Genomic DNA, 14,459 nt, shown 5'->3' with positions numbered 1-14,459 from the left:
GTTTGGACCGCCGATATGGGCCGCTGAAACGGGGAGAGGCGGATATGGGCGATCTGACGGCAGATGTTCTGGTGGTCGGCGGCGGCACCGCGGGCTTTGGTGCGGCGGTGACAGCGGGACGGCTGGGGCTCGATGTGGTGCTGCTCGAGGCCGGGACCAAGGTGGGCGGGGTCATGGCGTTCTGTCCCGGCATGCCCTGGGGCGCGGCCTATCCGCAGGATGAGAGCATCGGCGGGCTGATGCAGGAACTGACCGACCGACTGATGGCGATGGACCCGCCGATGGCCGAGAAGCGGCCCTGCACGCTGGAAAACTTCGGCCCCGAGATCCAGTACGATCACGACGCCGCCACCACGATGATGTTCGAGATGCTGGAAGAGGCGGGCGTGCGGGTGTTCCTGGGCGCGGTGGCCATTGCACCAGTGATGGAGGGGGACCGCATCGCCGCGGTCGAGTTCTTTGACCGGCGCGGACCACAGCGGATTGCGGCGCGGATCGTGATCGACTGTTCCGGCGATGGCGACATCTCGGCCAAGGCGGGGGTGCCCTTCACGCTGGGCGACGGGCAGGGCAACATGATGGCGGTGACCCTGTCATTTTTCATGGAGGGCGCCGATTGGGACCGGGTATTTGCCGAGAACGATCCATATTTCCGCCGCTACGCCGCCAAGGGGATTGCCGAGGGGCGGCTGCATCCACATCTGGCGCAGCTCTACCTGATGAAGGGGTTCCATCGCGGCACGGTCTTCTGCAACTCGGTCGCCATTCGCGGGGTGGATGGCACCAACCCCGCCGATGTGACCCGCGCGACGCAAGAGGGGCGGCGGCGTTGCCTGCAACTGGCCCAGTTCCTGCGTTCGGATGTGCCGGGCTTCGAGGCCGCGCATATGTCGCAGCTGGGTCCGACCGTGGGTGTGCGCGAGACCCGCAAGCTGGAAGGGGTGTACAAGGTCACCGGCGCCGATCTGGCGGCGGGCACCAAGTTTGCCGACGGGATCGTCGCCTGTGACAATCCGATCGACGATGTGATGCGCACCTCGGATCAGATGACCCATGACGCCATGGTCGAGCGCGGCGACTATTACACCATCCCTTTCCGGTCGCTGTTGCCGAAAGCGGTTGTGAACCTGATGTTCGCGGGGCGCATCCTGTCGGCCGATCTGGTGGCCTTTGCCTCGGTCCGGGGGATGCCGCAATGCATGGCGATGGGACAGGCCACCGGAACGGCGGCGCATCTGGCGATCCGCGATGGCATTCCGGTTCAGCAGGTGGATCGTGCCGAGCTGGTGGTAATGCTGATCCGGCAAGGGGTTTCGCGCCTTGGGTGACCGCGCTGATATCAATAAGTGTTCATAAGCATTCTGAAATCTGTATTTTCCATCTTTGATTGGTCATAATGCTTTGCCATTCGTTCAATTGTTTGAACGATCAGTCATGGTGATTGAACGGGTGAACATTCACGCCGGGCGCGTTGTGATGCAGTTTCCTGACACACCCGCCAGTCAACTGGCCGGGCGATATCAGCCAACTGAAAGGAAACCAAACGATGCCTCGCATGATCACCTTCACCGCCGCCGCCCTGTCGGCCCTGCTCGCCTTTGGCCCGGCCATGGCCGCCGATGAAATCAACGTGGTGCCCGGCCTGACCGCCGCTGGCGCGCCGCTGGGCCTGCATGGTTCGGACCCGGTCGCACTGCTCGACAAGGGCAAGAACCGCGAAGGCAAGGCCGCGCATACCGCCGTGCATGACGGCGTGGCCTATTATTTTGCCTCCGAGAAGAACCTCAAGGCGTTCCAGGCCAACCCCGATCACTACTCCGTGCAGAACGGCGGCTTCTGCACCTTTGGCGTCTCGGTGGGCAAGAAATTCGACGGCGACCCGAACTATGCCGCCGTGGTCGACGGCAAGCTCTATGTCTTTCTGAACGAGGAAATCTACAAGATGTTCGAGCAGGACAAGGCTGGCACCATCGCCAAGGCGGCGGCCAACTGGACCAAGATCGAGCACAAGGCGGCCAAGGATCTCTGATCCCGCCCGCACCCCGGACCGGCCCGCGCGACCTCTCGCGCGGGCCGTTTCGTGTTCGGTCGCTTGACCTTTGCTGTGCGCGCCGGTCATCTGCGCGGACGCATTGGGAGTGAGTGATGACGGCGGCGGTTATGACCGACAAGGCGCGGCGCGCCGGGATCGCGGGCGCGATAGCCTGCACCACCATCTTTGCGCTGACCGTTGGCCTCAGCTTTCCGCTCTTGTCGCTGGTGCTGGAGGATCAGGGCACCAGCGAGGCCGCCATCGGGGTCAACGCGGCGATGACGCCGCTGGGGATCATGATCGCCTCGCCCTTTTACCCGCGCCTGATCGAGCGATTCGGAAGCTGGCAGGTGGCCGTCGGCTCGCTGCTGCTGTCGGCGCTCTTGATCGTGGCGCTGGGGCTGACCCGGTCCTTTGGCGCCTTTCTGGTGCTGCGGCTGGCGCTGGGCATGGCCGACGTAGGCATCTTCATCGTATCGGAGACCTGGATCAACCAGCTCGCCCGCCCCGAGACGCGCGGCCGGGTGGTGGGCATCTATGCCACCGCTCTGTCTGTGGGCTTTGGTGCGGGGCCGTTCACGCTGGCGCTGATCGGGTTCCAGGGGTTTGCGCCCTTTGCCGTCGGCGCGGCGTGCTGTGTCTTGGCCATCGGTGTGGTGCTGGCGGTGCGCGCCCATGCGCCGGATGTCTCGGACGAGGCGCCGGTGTCGCCGCTGGGGTTTCTGCGCCGGGCGCCGACCCTGCTGGCGGCGATCTGCGTCTATGCCTTCTGGGAGGGCGCGATGCTGTCGCTGTTCCCGGTCTTTGGCCTGGCGGCGGGGCTGACGGTGGCGGTAGCAACCTCAGCCCTGTCGGTGGCGTTCCTGGGCAACACGGTGTTGCAGATCCCCATCGGATGGCTGTCGGACCGGACCTCGCGTCGGCAGGTGATGGTGCTGTGTGCCGTTTTGACCGCGCTGGGCGCATTGCTGTTGCCCGGCCTGCCTGACCGGTTGCCGTTGTTTCTGGGCGTGCTCTTTGTCTTTGGCGCCACGGCTGGGGGCCTGTACACGATGGCGATGTCGGAACTGGGTGACCGGTTCAGTGGCAGCGACCTGGTGGCGGGAAATGCCGTCTTTGCCATCGCCTTTGGTATGGGTGGCATGATCGGCGGGCCGATCACCGGTGCGGCAATGCAACTGACCGGCAATGGCGGTTTTGCCGGGGTTCTGGCGCTGATTTTCGCGGCAATGGCGGCGCTGGCCTATCTGCGCAGGCGGCGCGGCTGACCATCGCCTTTCCGTTGCCCTTGCGACCGCGCCCATGGGGCGGTAAATGCGGGCCTGACGCAGATGAGGGAAACCGATGTCGATTGACCAAAGCACCGCCGCCAAAGTGGCCAAGCTGGCCCGGATCAAGGTGGACGAAGACGCGCTGCCGGCGCTCGCCGCCGAATTCAACACCATCCTCGGTTTCATCGAGCAACTGAACGAGGTGGATGTCGAGGGCGTCGAGCCGATGGTCTCGGTGACGCCGATGCGGCTGAAGCGCCGTGCCGACGGGGTGACCGATGGCAATCAGCAGGCCAAGGTCCTGTCCAACGCGCCCGACGCGCGCGAGGGGTTTTTCGCGGTTCCCAAGGTGGTGGAGTAAGACATGAGCGATCTGAACACGCTGACGCTGGCCCAGGCGCGCGATGCGCTGCGCAAGGGCGAGACCACCTCGTTCGCGCTGACCGAAGCCTGCCTTGCCGCCATCGAAGGGGCAGGGGCGCTGAACGCCTTTGTCCACAAGACCCCCGAGATCGCGCTGGAGCGTGCAATAGCCGCCGATGTGCGGTTGCAATCGGGCGATGCACCCAAGATGTGCGGCCTGCCGATCGGCATCAAGGACCTGTTCTGCACCAGGGGCGTGCCGTCTCAGGCGGCCAGCCGTATCCTTGAAGGGTTCAAGCCGGAATACGAATCCACCGTCAGCCAGCAACTGGCCGATGCGGGCGCCGTCATGCTGGGCAAGCTCAACATGGACGAGTTCGCCATGGGCTCGTCCAACGAGACCTCGTGCTATGGCAATGCGGTCAACCCCTGGCGGCGCGGCAATGACGACGCGGCGCTGACGCCGGGCGGCTCCTCCGGTGGCTCCGCCGCCGCCGTGGCCGCCGATCTGTGCCTGGCTGCGACCGGCACCGATACCGGCGGCTCGATCCGCCAGCCTGCCGCCTTTGTCGGCATCACCGGCATCAAGCCGACCTATGGGCGCTGCTCGCGCTGGGGCATCGTGGCCTTTGCCAGCTCGCTGGATCAGGCCGGGCCGATGACCAAGGACGTGCGCGACGCCGCCATCATGCTCGAGGCGATGTGCGGCCACGACCCCAAGGATTCGACCAGCGCCGATCTGGCGGTGCCCGATTTCGAGGCGATGCTGACCGGCGATATCCGCGGCAAGGTGATCGGCATCCCGCGCGAATACCGCATGGACGGCATGCCCGAAGAGATCGAGGCGCTGTGGCAGCAAGGCACCGAGATGCTGCGCGCCGCCGGGGCCGAGATCCGCGACATCTCGCTGCCGCATACCAAATACGCGCTGCCCACCTATTACGTGATCGCGCCTGCCGAGGCGTCGTCGAACCTCGCCCGCTATGACGGGGTCCGCTATGGCCACCGGGCCAAGCTGGCGCAGGGCGACGGCATCACCGAGATGTACGAGAAAACCCGCGCCGAAGGGTTCGGACACGAGGTGCAGCGCCGGGTCATGGTCGGCACCTATGTGCTGTCGGCGGGCTTTTACGACGCCTATTACAACCGCGCCCGCAAGGTGCGCAGCCTGATCAAGAAGGACTTCGAGGATGTGTTCGCTGCCGGGGTCGATGCGATCCTGACTCCCGCCACCCCTTCGGCGGCCTTTGGCCTGGGCGAGATGGCGGATGCCGATCCGGTGCAGATGTATCTCAACGACGTGTTCACCGTCACCGTGAACCTCGCTGGCCTGCCCGGCGTGTCGGTACCTGCCGGGCTTGACAAGCAGGGGCTGCCCTTGGGCCTGCAACTGATCGGCCGCCCGTGGGAGGAAGGCGATCTGCTGAATACGGCCTATGCGCTGGAACAGGCGGCGGGCTTTGTGGCCAAGCCCGCAAAATGGTGGTAAACCTGTCGGCAAAGCAAAAGAGCAGGACGGCAACAATGCGCGTATTCTATCTTGTCCCCGTGATCGGGGTGCTTGCGGCCTGTGATCCGGCAGTGCCGGATTCGGCGGCCGGGGTCGGTTTCAACACACCCGAATACCAGGCCCAGCGCGACGCGGTGCTTCAGGGTCAGACGGTGACCGGCGATCCGCTGATCCCGCCCTCGGCGGTGTCCAGCGAAGGTTTGCCGCCCGCCGGATCCCCGACGGTCGACCCAGCCACCGCGGTCCCGGTTCAGACCACCGCCCAGACCGCAGCCTATGTACCGCAATCTGGTGACACAGCGGACGATATCGCCCGTGAAACCGCGGCGGCGCTGGCCGCCGCCAATGGCAATTCCGGCGTCGCCCCGGTCGAGGCCAGCCCCTCGAACCCGGCGCCCGCACTCGTCAGCAATCCCGGTATCTCCGACGAGCAGGATTTCCAGGCCGTTGCCAGCCGCGAGTCGATTCAAAGCGATGCCGAACGCATCGCCCAGAATCGCGCCTCCTATCAGGTGGTCGCTCCCACGGCGCTGCCTCAGCGCGACGCGGATGGCACCCCAAATGTGGTGCAATACGCGCTGTCGACCAGCCACCCCAAAGGCACCCAGGTCTATAGCCGCGCCGGGTTCAACCTCGCCGCCAAGGCCGAGCGCAATTGCGCCGCCTTCCCCTCACCTGACCAGGCCCAGATCGAGTTCCTGTCCAACGGTGGCCCGCAGCGCGACCGCAAGGGGCTGGACCCGGATGGCGATGGTTATGCCTGTGGTTGGGATCCGGCGCCGTTCCGCCGCGCAGTACAGAACTAGGGCGGCGTGACTCCGCACTGGCACCCCTCTCCCAATTTCGGACCCCGCCGCGACGCGCTGACCCCGTCGCTGGTGGTGCTGCATTATACCGCCATGGACAGCGCCGAGGCGGCGCTTGAGCGGCTCTGCGACCCGGTGGCCGAGGTTTCGGCCCATTACCTGATCGGTGCCGATGGAAGGCTTTGGCAGATGGTGAACGAGGCCGACCGCGCCTGGCATGCAGGCGTAGGGGAATGGCAGGGGCTGGATGACATCAATTCACGCTCCATCGGGATCGAGCTCGACAACCGCGGCGATCACCCGTTCTCGGCGCCACAGATGGCCACGCTGGATGGCCTGCTGACGGATATCTTGCGCCGCTGGTCTATCCCACCCACAGGCGTGATCGGTCATTCCGACATGGCGCCCGGGCGCAAATGCGATCCCGGCCCGCGATTCGACTGGGCCCGCCTCGCCCGGCTTGGTCTCGCCGAGAGGTCGGGAAGCGAGACATGCGCAGACGACCCCACACCCGAGCACCTGCGCGCCGCTGCCTGTGCGGTAGGTTTCACCGCGCCTGCCGATGACGAGACGCTGCTGGCGGCCCTGCGGCTGCGCTACCGCCCCTGGGGCCGCGGCCCGCTCTGCGCCGCGGATCTGGCCGCCTTGCCCCTTCATTCCGCTGAAAATACTCCGGGGTGAATTGGCCGCAGGCCAAGAGGGGCAGCGCCCCTTTTCCGCCCGCCTCTTGACCTCTCCTCCGCCAGCGCCTAACTGCGATCTCGCGCGGAGGGCCGGATGGCCGCGTGGGGGGCGACTCCCGCGAGGAAAGTCCGGACTCCATGAAGCAGCGGTGCCGGGTAACGCCCGGGCGGGGAAACCCGACGGAAAGCGCCACAGAGAACAGTCCGCCGCGCAGGTCGCGGCAAGGGTGAAACGGTGGGGTAAGAGCCCACCGCGCCCCTGGCAACAGGGGCGGCACGGCAAGCCCCACCGGGAGCAATGCCAAATAGGACCCCCGCGCGGGACGCGTCGGTTTCGGCCGATACCTCCGCTAGGCCGCTTCAGCCGAGAGGGGTCGGGTTGGCAGCTAGAGGCGCCTGGCAACAGGCGCACCAGAGGAATGGTCATCGAAGGGGGCAACCCCGGAACAGAATCCGGCTTACAGGCCCTCCGCGCGCATTTTCTCGGGCTCGCCCTATTGACTCGGCCCACACGCCGGGTAAAAGCGCAGCCTCAGGACAGAATTCAACCGAAAGGCCCCTGCCTTTTCGGACGCAGGAGATAACCATGGCGAAGCCGACGACCATCAAGATCCGTCTGAACTCGACCGCGGGCACGGGCCACTTCTACGTGACCAAGAAGAACGCGCGTACGATGACCGAAAAAATGACCGTGCGTAAGTACGATCCGGTTGTGCGCAAGCATGTCGAGTACAAGGAAGGCAAGATCAAGTAATCTTGTTCTTTCTGAACGTTTGACGGGGCCGCTCCTTTCGGGGCGGCCCTGTTCGTTTTGACCGACGCATGGCGCACGGGCCGCTTGCCTTTGCGGGTCCGGCGGGGCTAGGCTTGCAGCGTCTGCCACCAACCCCATGACGGTCATGAAGAAAATCCTGCTGCCCGCCCTTGCCCTGATGTCCCTGTCCGCCTGCGCCAGCCTGTGGCACCGCGAGGGGGTCGGGTTTACCGGCATCGACGGCGAGCCCAAGACCTTTACCGCTGAAAAGGGCTCGGCCGATTACGTGGCCCGCCGCCTCAGCGTACCGGCGGAACTGGCTGGCAAGCCGGTTCAGCGCCTGCGCAGCGAGCAGGGCGATATCGCCAGCCTGGCAGGTGTCGCCATTGCCGCCGGAGGGCGCAGCCCAAAGACCGCCGTCGAGGTTGGAAGCGGAACGCTCGACCTGTTTCTCAGCACGGTCGAAGTGAACAATGTGCTCTTTGCGGTTCTGCGCACGCCTGAGGACGGGATCGACCGCCTGCCCGAGGGCGCGGATGCCGCCTTTGCCCAGTCGGTCCCGCGCCTGACGGGGTGTCTGGCCGGTGTGCAGGTCTATCAGGCCGGTTCCTCCAGGCGGACCACCGGGCTGGCAGTGCCGCTCGACTGCCGCTGAGCGCAACCGCGGGGCGCAACGAAAAAGGGCGGGGAAATCCCCGCCCTTCGCAGTTCCGGATGTTGCCTGCTTATTCGCGGTTGCCCAGCAGTTGCAGCAGGAACATGAACATGTTGATGAAGTCCAGATAGAGGCTCAGCGCGCCCATGATGGCGGCCTTGCCCAGCCATTCCTGATCGCCCGAATGGGCCATTTGCAGGTAGGTGGTCTTGATGTTCTGCGTGTCATAGGCGGTGAGGCCGGCAAAGATCAGCACGCCGATCACCGAGATCGCAAAGGTCATGGCCGAGGAGGCCACGAAGATGTTGATCACCGATGCCACGACCAGCCCGATCACCCCCATCAGCAGGAAGGTTCCCATGGCGCTGAGGTCCTTCTTGGTCGTGTAGCCGTAAAGCGACAGACCGGCAAAGGCGATGGCCGTGACCAGGAACACCTGAATGATCGACTGGCCGGTGAAGATCAGGAAGATCGAGCTGATCGACAGACCCATCACCAGGGCGAAGACGTAGAAGATGAGCTGTGCGGCGGCAGCCGACAACCGGTTCACGGCTGCGCCGAAGCCAAAGACAAAAGCCAGCGGGGCAAACATGATCACCCATTTCAGCGGCGAGGCGTAAAGCGAATAGCCGATCTGGGTCAGGTATTTATCGGCGCTCAGCTGGGCCACGGCCGCGCTGGGATCGGTGGTCACCGCCAGACCCGAAATCGCCCAGGCCGCGGCAAAGGTGATCAGCATGCCCACGGACATGGTGCCGTAGACTTTGTTCATATGGGCGCGCAGGCCCTCGTCGATCTGGGCAGCGCGCGAACCGGCAGTAGTGGACCGGATCGTGTCGAATTGAGCCATTTGAGTCTCCCTGAAATCAAACTCGGGCCGCAAGGGCTACCCTGCGGCATTCCCGTCAAATATCGGAGAGCGGACCCGTGAATTCAAGTATTTCCGAGTCGGATTTACGCTCAATCCACCCGAAAAAATGACCCGCGCGGGGCGGGCCAAGGCAGGGGAAGAGTTGAAACTGCTGTTCGGGCCTATTTCAGCCAGTGATGCGGGGCATCCCAGAACGGTCTCGCGGCCTCGGTCCGGGCCTCGGCGCGGGTGATCCCCATGTCTTCGAGCGCCCGGTCGTCGAGGTGCCGCAACTCCTGACGTTGGCGGCGCAGCGCCAGAAGGTCGTAGAATACGGCAAGCCGGGATCGGGGTGCGGGCCGGCAGGGGTGCGAGGCGGTGACAAAGGCCATGACGTGTCCTTTCTGATTTCGTGATGTGAGTTCGGGTGACAATCAATTTCCTTGATAGATATGGTGGGATATGCTTCATTATAGAAACGAATGTTTTTGAACTCACCCATCAAGGTTTGGAATGATACGCAACCTCGACATCACAACCCTGCGCAGTTTCGTGGCCGTGGCCGACAGTGGCGGCGTCACCCGGGCCGCAGGGTTCCTGCACCTGACGCAGTCGGCGGTCTCCATGCAGATAAAGCGGCTGGAGGAACTCTTGGATCTGCAACTTCTGGACCGCAGTGGGCGCGGCATTGCGCTGACCGCCTCGGGTGAGCAACTGCTGGCCTATGCCCGCCGTATGGTGGCGATGAATGACGAGGTGATCGCACGGCTGACCGATCAGGCATTCGAGGGCGAGGTGGTGCTGGGCGTGCCGCACGATATTGTCTATCCGGCGATCCCGCGCGTGCTCCAGCAGTTCAACGCCGCTTATCCGCGGGTGCGGGTGCAACTCTTGTCCTGCTATACCTCCTGGCTGAAAGAGCAGTACGAACGTGGCGAATGCGACGTGATCCTGACCACTGAACCGGGGGGTGGCGATCATTGCGAGACGATTGCGGAACTGCCCCTGCGCTGGATCGGCGCGGCGGGGGGCTCGGCCTGGCGGCAACGGCCGCTGAAACTGGCGCTGGGAAGGCGCTGTCTGTTCCGTGCCAGCGTGATCGCGGCGCTGGATGCGGCGAATATCCCCTGGGAACTGTCGGTCGAGACCGAGAACGACCGCACCATCGAGGCGACCGTGTCGGCCGATCTCGCGGTGCATGCGATGCTGGAAGGCACTGCCGCGCCGCATCTGGCGCAGATCGAGTCCGATGCGCTGCCGGTGCTGCCCTCGCACAAGATCAATCTTTACGGCGGCAAGGACGGCAAGGGACAGATCGTCGATGCCCTGGTGGACCTGGTTCGCCAGAACTTTGCCAAGATGGGCAATGGCCATCTGCGCGCGGTGAGTTGAACGAGCGCTGCCAAGCGGTGCGCCTGCGGCGCAAGACGATATCTCGTCGTCGTGCCTCCTCCTCGGCGCGTGTCGCGCCGCGACATGCCACCTCCAAGACAGTGTATGTGGCGGCGGTGGCGCCTCCGGCGGGAGTATTTGCGACCAGAAAGAAGCGACCGTCAGGGGGTGATGACGACCTTGCCGGTGGCGGTTCGGCTGCGCAGAAGCTCCAGCCCTTCGGCGGCGCGTTCGAGGGGCAGGACATGGCTGACATGCGGGTGCAGGCGCCCCTGCTGGTACCAGTCGAGCAGGGTCTGGAAACTGTCCCGGATCACCTCGGGGCGGAACTTCAGATAACCGCCGATGTAGAACCCGATCACGGTGAGATTCTTGACCAGCAGGTGATTGGCGGGGATTTGCGGCACCTCGCCGCCGGCAAAGCCGATGGGCAGCAGACGCGCCTCGGGATTGGCGGCGCGGAAAGCGGCTTTGAAAACATCGCCCCCGATCGCGTCATAGACGACATCGACGCCGCCCAGGTCCAGCAGGCGGGCGCGCAGATCCTCATCGGCGTCGATCAGGATATCGGCCCCGGCCTGGCGGGCGATCTCGAGCTTGTCTGCGCCACGGGCCTGCGCGATCACCCGCGCACCCATGAGTTTGCCGATCTCGACCGCAGTCAGGCCAACGCCGCCGGCGGCACCGGTGACCAGCAGCGTCTCGCCCGGTTGCAGGCGGGCGCGGTGATCGAGCGCCATATGGCTGGTGCCATAGGCGATCTGGAAGGCGGCGGCGTGTTCGAAACTCATGGCGTCAGGCAGGGGCAGGGCACGCTCCGCGTCGAAAACCCCGTGCTCGGCCAGTCCGCCCTGGCCTGCGTAAACCGCGATTCGGTCACCGATATTCAGGTGTGAAACACCGGCTCCGAGCGCGCTGATCGTGCCTGCAACCTCCATTCCCAGGGTGAATGGCGCGGGCGGGGTATCCTGATAGGTGCCCTTTTGCATCAGCAGATCCGCGAAATTCAGACCACAGGCGCGAATATCGATCCGGACCTGGCCCAGCCCCGGTTCGGGTACCGGTTGGTCGATCAGTTGCGCAGGGGTGCCGGCGCTTTGCACGGTGAATGAGCGCATTACCGCTTCCTCTTGATTTTCGGACATAAAGACTGACCGGGGCGCCGGTGTCAAACTGCGGTGGGACAGGCGAGGGCTTGGGCGTCGCATCGCGGTTCTGCGGGTTCCCTTGCGTTACCTTTCAGGAGTTGTATCGGTGGTTTTTCGCCACAACCTAGGGTGCAGGAGGGCGCCCTGCGTTCAACCAACTTGAATTTAGTTGCGAATTTCGGCATATTCCTAGCCGGTGCGGTTCGGGTCGCTCAACGATATTAGGGAAAAATTAAATGGCCGTGTCAGATGGTTGCGACAGGCCGTACCCTTTGTGCCGATGCCCGGGCGGTTGTCAGTGTAACAGAGGAGAAATCGAATGACCCATCCTGTCGACGTTCACGTGGGCAAGCGCGTGCGACACCGCCGCTGGCTGATCGGCATGACCCAGCAACAGCTGGCCGAGCAGGTCGGCATCAAGTTTCAGCAAATTCAGAAATACGAAACCGGTGCCAATCGCGTCAGCGCGTCCCGCCTGTGGGATATTGCCGAAGCGCTGGACGTTCCGGTCAGCTTCTTCTTCGAAGGCCTGGAGGAGGCCGACAAGGAGGTCGCCGAAAAGCCGAGCGTGCCCGCGGACCTGATGGGGGACAAAGAGGCGCTGGACCTTGTGCGCTCCTATTATGCCATCCCTGAAAACCAGCGTCGGCGCCTGTTCGAACTGGCCCGTGTGTTGAGCGACGTGGCCTGAGCCGCGCCAGCATATTGCAAATCGGAGCGGCGGGTGGCAATGCATCGTCATGAAACCTGCTGACTTCTCCGATCTAGAAATCGCCGAAAAACTGGCTGATGCCGCTCGTGCGGCGATCCTTCCCTATTTTCGTCGGGTTGACCTTGGCGCCGAAAACAAGCTGGATACCGGATTCGATCCGGTGACCGAGGCGGATCGTGCCGCAGAATTGGCAATGCGCGATATCCTTGCCCAGCTGCGTCCCGACGACGGTATCCATGGTGAGGAGTTCGATGCGGTCGAGGGACGATCGGGCCGCGTCTGGGTTCTGGACCCGATTGATGGCACGCGTGGCTTCATCTCGGGCACGCCGACCTGGGGGGTCTTGATCGCCCTGTCGGATGCGCGCGGCCCGTTTCTCGGCATCGTGGACCAGCCCTATATCCGCGAACGCTTTGTCGGAACGCCCGATGGCGCCTATGTGACCGGACCGCTGGGGCGGCAGGCATTGGCCACGCGGCAAAGCACCGATCTGTCCGACGCGGTCCTGTTCACCACCTTTCCCGAACTTGGCAGCACCGAAGAAGAGGCGGCGTTCCGTGCCGTGTCGAGCCGGGTCAAGCTGACCCGCTACGGCATGGATTGCTATGCCTATGCTTTGCTGGCGGCGGGACTGGTTGATCTGGTCATTGAGGCGGGGCTGAAGGCGGTGGATATCCAGGCGCCCATCGCCTTGATCGAGGCCGCAGGCGGCATCGTCACCGATTGGCGGGGTGGTCCCGCACATGCGGGCGGGCGGGCCCTTGCAGCAGCCAATCCGCAGCTGCACAGCGCCGCGCTGGAGTTCCTGAGCGGGGTCTGAGGGTCTTGCAACCGACCAGCGCCGGGCCTAGCATTCCTCCAGCCGGTTCTTTAGCCCGTTTTCCGCCGGCCTGACACACTTCCTATGAAGCGGGCCCGACAGGGGAAGTGTGCACCATGACCGAACATCTGATTCGAAATGCCGATACCATTCTGACAATGGATGCGGGCCGCCGTGAGCTGGTCGGCGAGGATATCCTGATCCGCGACGGGGTCGTGGCCGCGATCGGGCCGAACCTCGCCACGGTTGGCGAGGTGCACGAAGCACGCGGTTGCGTGGTGACACCCGGTCTGGTGAACACGCATCACCATCTGTACCAGAGCCTCACGCGTGCGGTGCCGGGCGGGCAGGACGCGCTGCTGTTTGGCTGGCTCAAGACGCTCTATCCGATCTGGGCGCGCTTCGGCCCCGAAGAAATGTTTGTCTCGGCCCAGATCGGGCTGGCCGAGCTGGCGCTGTCGGGCTGCACGCTCAGTTCCGATCACCTCTACCTTTACCCCAATGGCGCGCGGCTGGACGATACCATCGCCGCCGCGGCCGAGCTGGGCCTGCGCTTTCACCCCACAAGGGGTGCCATGAGCATCGGCGAAAGCGCAGGCGGCCTGCCGCCCGATACGTTGGTCGAGGGCGAGGCCGCGATCCTGGACGACATGATCCGGGTGGTCGATACCTTTCACGACGCGGGCGAGGGCAGCATGTGCCGCGTGGGCCTTGCCCCCTGTTCGCCCTTTTCGGTCAGCCGCGACCTGATGCGCGACGCCGCCCTGCTGGCGCGCGACAAGGGCGTGATGCTGCACACCCATCTGGCTGAAAATGACGAGGATATCGCCTATAGTCTGGCGCAGTTCGGCTGCCGTCCCGGTCAATATGCCGAGGATCTGGGCTGGACTGGACCGGATGTCTGGCACGCCCATTGCGTCAAGCTGGACGGGGCCGAGATCGACCTTTTCGCCCGCACGCGCACCGGCATCGCCCATTGCCCCTGTTCCAACTGCCGTCTTGGCAGCGGCATCGCCCCGGTCCGGGGAATGCGCGACGCGGGCGTGCCGGTGGGGCTGGGGGTCGATGGTTCGGCCAGCAACGATAGCGGCAACCTGATGGCAGAGGCGCGCCAGGCGATGCTGCTGCAACGGGTTGCGCGGGGCGCTGATGCCATGTCTGCCCGCGAGGCGCTCGAGATCGCCACCCGCGGCGGCGCCGATGTGCTGGGCCGCCCCGATTGCGGCCGGCTGGAGCTGGGCAAACGCGCCGATATCGCGATCTGGGATGTCTCGGGCATCGACTGTGCCGGCAGCTGGGACCCCGCCGCGCTGCTGCTGGCCGGACCTACCCGGGTCAGACACCTGTTTGTCGAAGGCCGCCAGATCGTGCGCGACGGCCAGATCACCACTATCGACCTGCCGCGCATGATCGAACGGCAAAACCGCCTTGCCCGCGCGCTGATGGGCTGAACCTCTTCATTT

General features: G+C 64.6%; 16 protein-coding genes and 1 other RNA gene. 14 read left to right on the top strand and 3 right to left on the bottom strand.

The window, feature by feature from the left end; genetic code table 11:
* The first annotated feature begins 44 nt into the window (after window positions 1–44).
* From AC2FLM_RS05475 to AC2FLM_RS05430, 10 genes are all read left to right on the top strand, one after another.
* Window positions 45–1,328 (top strand): FAD-dependent oxidoreductase, encoded by a 1,284-nt coding sequence (locus AC2FLM_RS05475; protein WP_496856377.1) that lies wholly within the window; start codon window positions 45–47, stop codon window positions 1,326–1,328.
* Window positions 1,329–1,546: 218 nt separating this feature from the next.
* Entirely contained in the window at window positions 1,547–2,029 is a 483-nt protein-coding gene (locus tag AC2FLM_RS05470; RefSeq protein ID WP_234144756.1) for a YHS domain-containing (seleno)protein, read from the top strand.
* A gap of 116 nt (window positions 2,030–2,145) precedes the next feature.
* Entirely contained in the window at window positions 2,146–3,300 is a 1,155-nt protein-coding gene (locus AC2FLM_RS05465) for an MFS transporter (RefSeq protein WP_496856375.1), read from the top strand.
* A gap of 76 nt (window positions 3,301–3,376) precedes the next feature.
* Window positions 3,377–3,664, top strand: a complete 288-nt coding sequence (gene gatC / locus AC2FLM_RS05460) for an Asp-tRNA(Asn)/Glu-tRNA(Gln) amidotransferase subunit GatC (protein WP_234139717.1) — start codon at window positions 3,377–3,379, stop codon at window positions 3,662–3,664.
* A 3-nt stretch (window positions 3,665–3,667) separates the two neighbouring features.
* Window positions 3,668–5,155, top strand: coding sequence for an Asp-tRNA(Asn)/Glu-tRNA(Gln) amidotransferase subunit GatA (gatA, locus tag AC2FLM_RS05455; RefSeq protein WP_496856372.1), 1,488 nt, complete (start codon window positions 3,668–3,670; stop codon window positions 5,153–5,155).
* A 35-nt stretch (window positions 5,156–5,190) separates the two neighbouring features.
* Window positions 5,191–5,982: a hypothetical protein gene (locus AC2FLM_RS05450; protein WP_496856370.1), complete on the top strand. Its 792-nt coding sequence runs from the start codon at window positions 5,191–5,193 to the stop codon at window positions 5,980–5,982.
* 6 nt (window positions 5,983–5,988) lie between these two features.
* Entirely contained in the window at window positions 5,989–6,663 is a 675-nt protein-coding gene (locus AC2FLM_RS05445) for an N-acetylmuramoyl-L-alanine amidase (RefSeq protein WP_496856368.1), read from the top strand.
* Between the two features lie 84 nt (window positions 6,664–6,747).
* Window positions 6,748–7,142, top strand: an RNA gene (gene rnpB, locus AC2FLM_RS05440) — RNase P RNA component class A.
* 109 nt (window positions 7,143–7,251) lie between these two features.
* A complete protein-coding gene (gene rpmG / locus AC2FLM_RS05435; RefSeq protein WP_007799108.1) occupies window positions 7,252–7,419 on the top strand; it encodes a 50S ribosomal protein L33 in 168 nt (55 codons plus the stop codon).
* Between the two features lie 145 nt (window positions 7,420–7,564).
* Window positions 7,565–8,074 (top strand): hypothetical protein, encoded by a 510-nt coding sequence (locus AC2FLM_RS05430; RefSeq protein WP_496856366.1) that lies wholly within the window; start codon window positions 7,565–7,567, stop codon window positions 8,072–8,074.
* A 70-nt stretch (window positions 8,075–8,144) separates the two neighbouring features.
* Here AC2FLM_RS05430 and AC2FLM_RS05425 read toward each other — a convergent pair whose 3' ends face one another.
* Both AC2FLM_RS05425 and AC2FLM_RS05420 read right to left on the bottom strand, forming a co-directional pair.
* The gene (locus tag AC2FLM_RS05425; RefSeq protein WP_496856364.1) at window positions 8,145–8,924 is read right to left on the bottom strand and encodes a Bax inhibitor-1/YccA family protein; all 780 of its coding nucleotides are present in this window, start codon (window positions 8,922–8,924) and stop codon (window positions 8,145–8,147) included.
* A gap of 182 nt (window positions 8,925–9,106) precedes the next feature.
* Window positions 9,107–9,316 carry a DUF1127 domain-containing protein gene (locus tag AC2FLM_RS05420; protein WP_234139723.1) on the bottom strand — a complete coding sequence of 70 codons (210 nt, stop codon included), beginning with the start codon at window positions 9,314–9,316 and terminating at the stop codon, window positions 9,107–9,109.
* A 121-nt stretch (window positions 9,317–9,437) separates the two neighbouring features.
* Here AC2FLM_RS05420 and AC2FLM_RS05415 point away from each other — a divergent pair, with 121 nt between their 5' ends.
* On the top strand, window positions 9,438–10,316 hold the full coding sequence (locus AC2FLM_RS05415) for a LysR family transcriptional regulator (protein WP_234139724.1): 879 nt from the start codon (window positions 9,438–9,440) through the stop codon (window positions 10,314–10,316).
* Window positions 10,317–10,477: 161 nt separating this feature from the next.
* On the opposite strand, the gene AC2FLM_RS05410 is transcribed toward AC2FLM_RS05415, so the two are convergent.
* Window positions 10,478–11,434 (bottom strand): NADPH:quinone oxidoreductase family protein, encoded by a 957-nt coding sequence (locus AC2FLM_RS05410; RefSeq protein WP_496856362.1) that lies wholly within the window; start codon window positions 11,432–11,434, stop codon window positions 10,478–10,480.
* 349 nt (window positions 11,435–11,783) lie between these two features.
* On the opposite strand from AC2FLM_RS05410, the gene AC2FLM_RS05405 reads away from it, so the two are divergent.
* The 3 genes from AC2FLM_RS05405 to AC2FLM_RS05395 all read left to right on the top strand — a co-directional run bounded on the left by AC2FLM_RS05405 (window position 11,784) and on the right by AC2FLM_RS05395 (window position 14,447).
* Window positions 11,784–12,155, top strand: a complete 372-nt coding sequence (locus AC2FLM_RS05405) for a helix-turn-helix domain-containing protein (protein ID WP_234171405.1) — start codon at window positions 11,784–11,786, stop codon at window positions 12,153–12,155.
* Between the two features lie 49 nt (window positions 12,156–12,204).
* A complete protein-coding gene (gene hisN, locus AC2FLM_RS05400) occupies window positions 12,205–12,996 on the top strand; it encodes a histidinol-phosphatase (RefSeq protein WP_496856360.1) in 792 nt (263 codons plus the stop codon).
* A gap of 116 nt (window positions 12,997–13,112) precedes the next feature.
* Window positions 13,113–14,447: an 8-oxoguanine deaminase gene (locus tag AC2FLM_RS05395; RefSeq protein ID WP_496856358.1), complete on the top strand. Its 1,335-nt coding sequence runs from the start codon at window positions 13,113–13,115 to the stop codon at window positions 14,445–14,447.
* Window positions 14,448–14,459 lie beyond the last annotated feature (12 nt).

The organism is Ruegeria sp. SAZD011 (genome assembly GCF_059612545.1).
Note: the sequence above shows the minus strand (reverse complement) of the source record. Positions and strands in the feature narration are given on the sequence as shown.

Coding starts and splice junctions, on each gene's coding strand:
- AC2FLM_RS05410 (WP_496856362.1), bottom strand. CDS start 11,434: ATGCGCTCATTCACCGTGCAAAGCGCCGGCACCCCTGCGCAACTGATC.
- AC2FLM_RS05450 (WP_496856370.1), top strand. CDS start 5,191: ATGCGCGTATTCTATCTTGTCCCCGTGATCGGGGTGCTTGCGGCCTGT.
- rpmG (WP_007799108.1), top strand. CDS start 7,252: ATGGCGAAGCCGACGACCATCAAGATCCGTCTGAACTCGACCGCGGGC.
- AC2FLM_RS05475 (WP_496856377.1), top strand. CDS start 45: ATGGGCGATCTGACGGCAGATGTTCTGGTGGTCGGCGGCGGCACCGCG.
- hisN (WP_496856360.1), top strand. CDS start 12,205: ATGAAACCTGCTGACTTCTCCGATCTAGAAATCGCCGAAAAACTGGCT.
- AC2FLM_RS05415 (WP_234139724.1), top strand. CDS start 9,438: ATGATACGCAACCTCGACATCACAACCCTGCGCAGTTTCGTGGCCGTG.
- AC2FLM_RS05420 (WP_234139723.1), bottom strand. CDS start 9,316: ATGGCCTTTGTCACCGCCTCGCACCCCTGCCGGCCCGCACCCCGATCC.
- AC2FLM_RS05470 (WP_234144756.1), top strand. CDS start 1,547: ATGCCTCGCATGATCACCTTCACCGCCGCCGCCCTGTCGGCCCTGCTC.
- AC2FLM_RS05405 (WP_234171405.1), top strand. CDS start 11,784: ATGACCCATCCTGTCGACGTTCACGTGGGCAAGCGCGTGCGACACCGC.
- gatA (WP_496856372.1), top strand. CDS start 3,668: ATGAGCGATCTGAACACGCTGACGCTGGCCCAGGCGCGCGATGCGCTG.
- AC2FLM_RS05425 (WP_496856364.1), bottom strand. CDS start 8,924: ATGGCTCAATTCGACACGATCCGGTCCACTACTGCCGGTTCGCGCGCT.
- gatC (WP_234139717.1), top strand. CDS start 3,377: ATGTCGATTGACCAAAGCACCGCCGCCAAAGTGGCCAAGCTGGCCCGG.
- AC2FLM_RS05430 (WP_496856366.1), top strand. CDS start 7,565: ATGAAGAAAATCCTGCTGCCCGCCCTTGCCCTGATGTCCCTGTCCGCC.
- AC2FLM_RS05395 (WP_496856358.1), top strand. CDS start 13,113: ATGACCGAACATCTGATTCGAAATGCCGATACCATTCTGACAATGGAT.
- AC2FLM_RS05465 (WP_496856375.1), top strand. CDS start 2,146: ATGACGGCGGCGGTTATGACCGACAAGGCGCGGCGCGCCGGGATCGCG.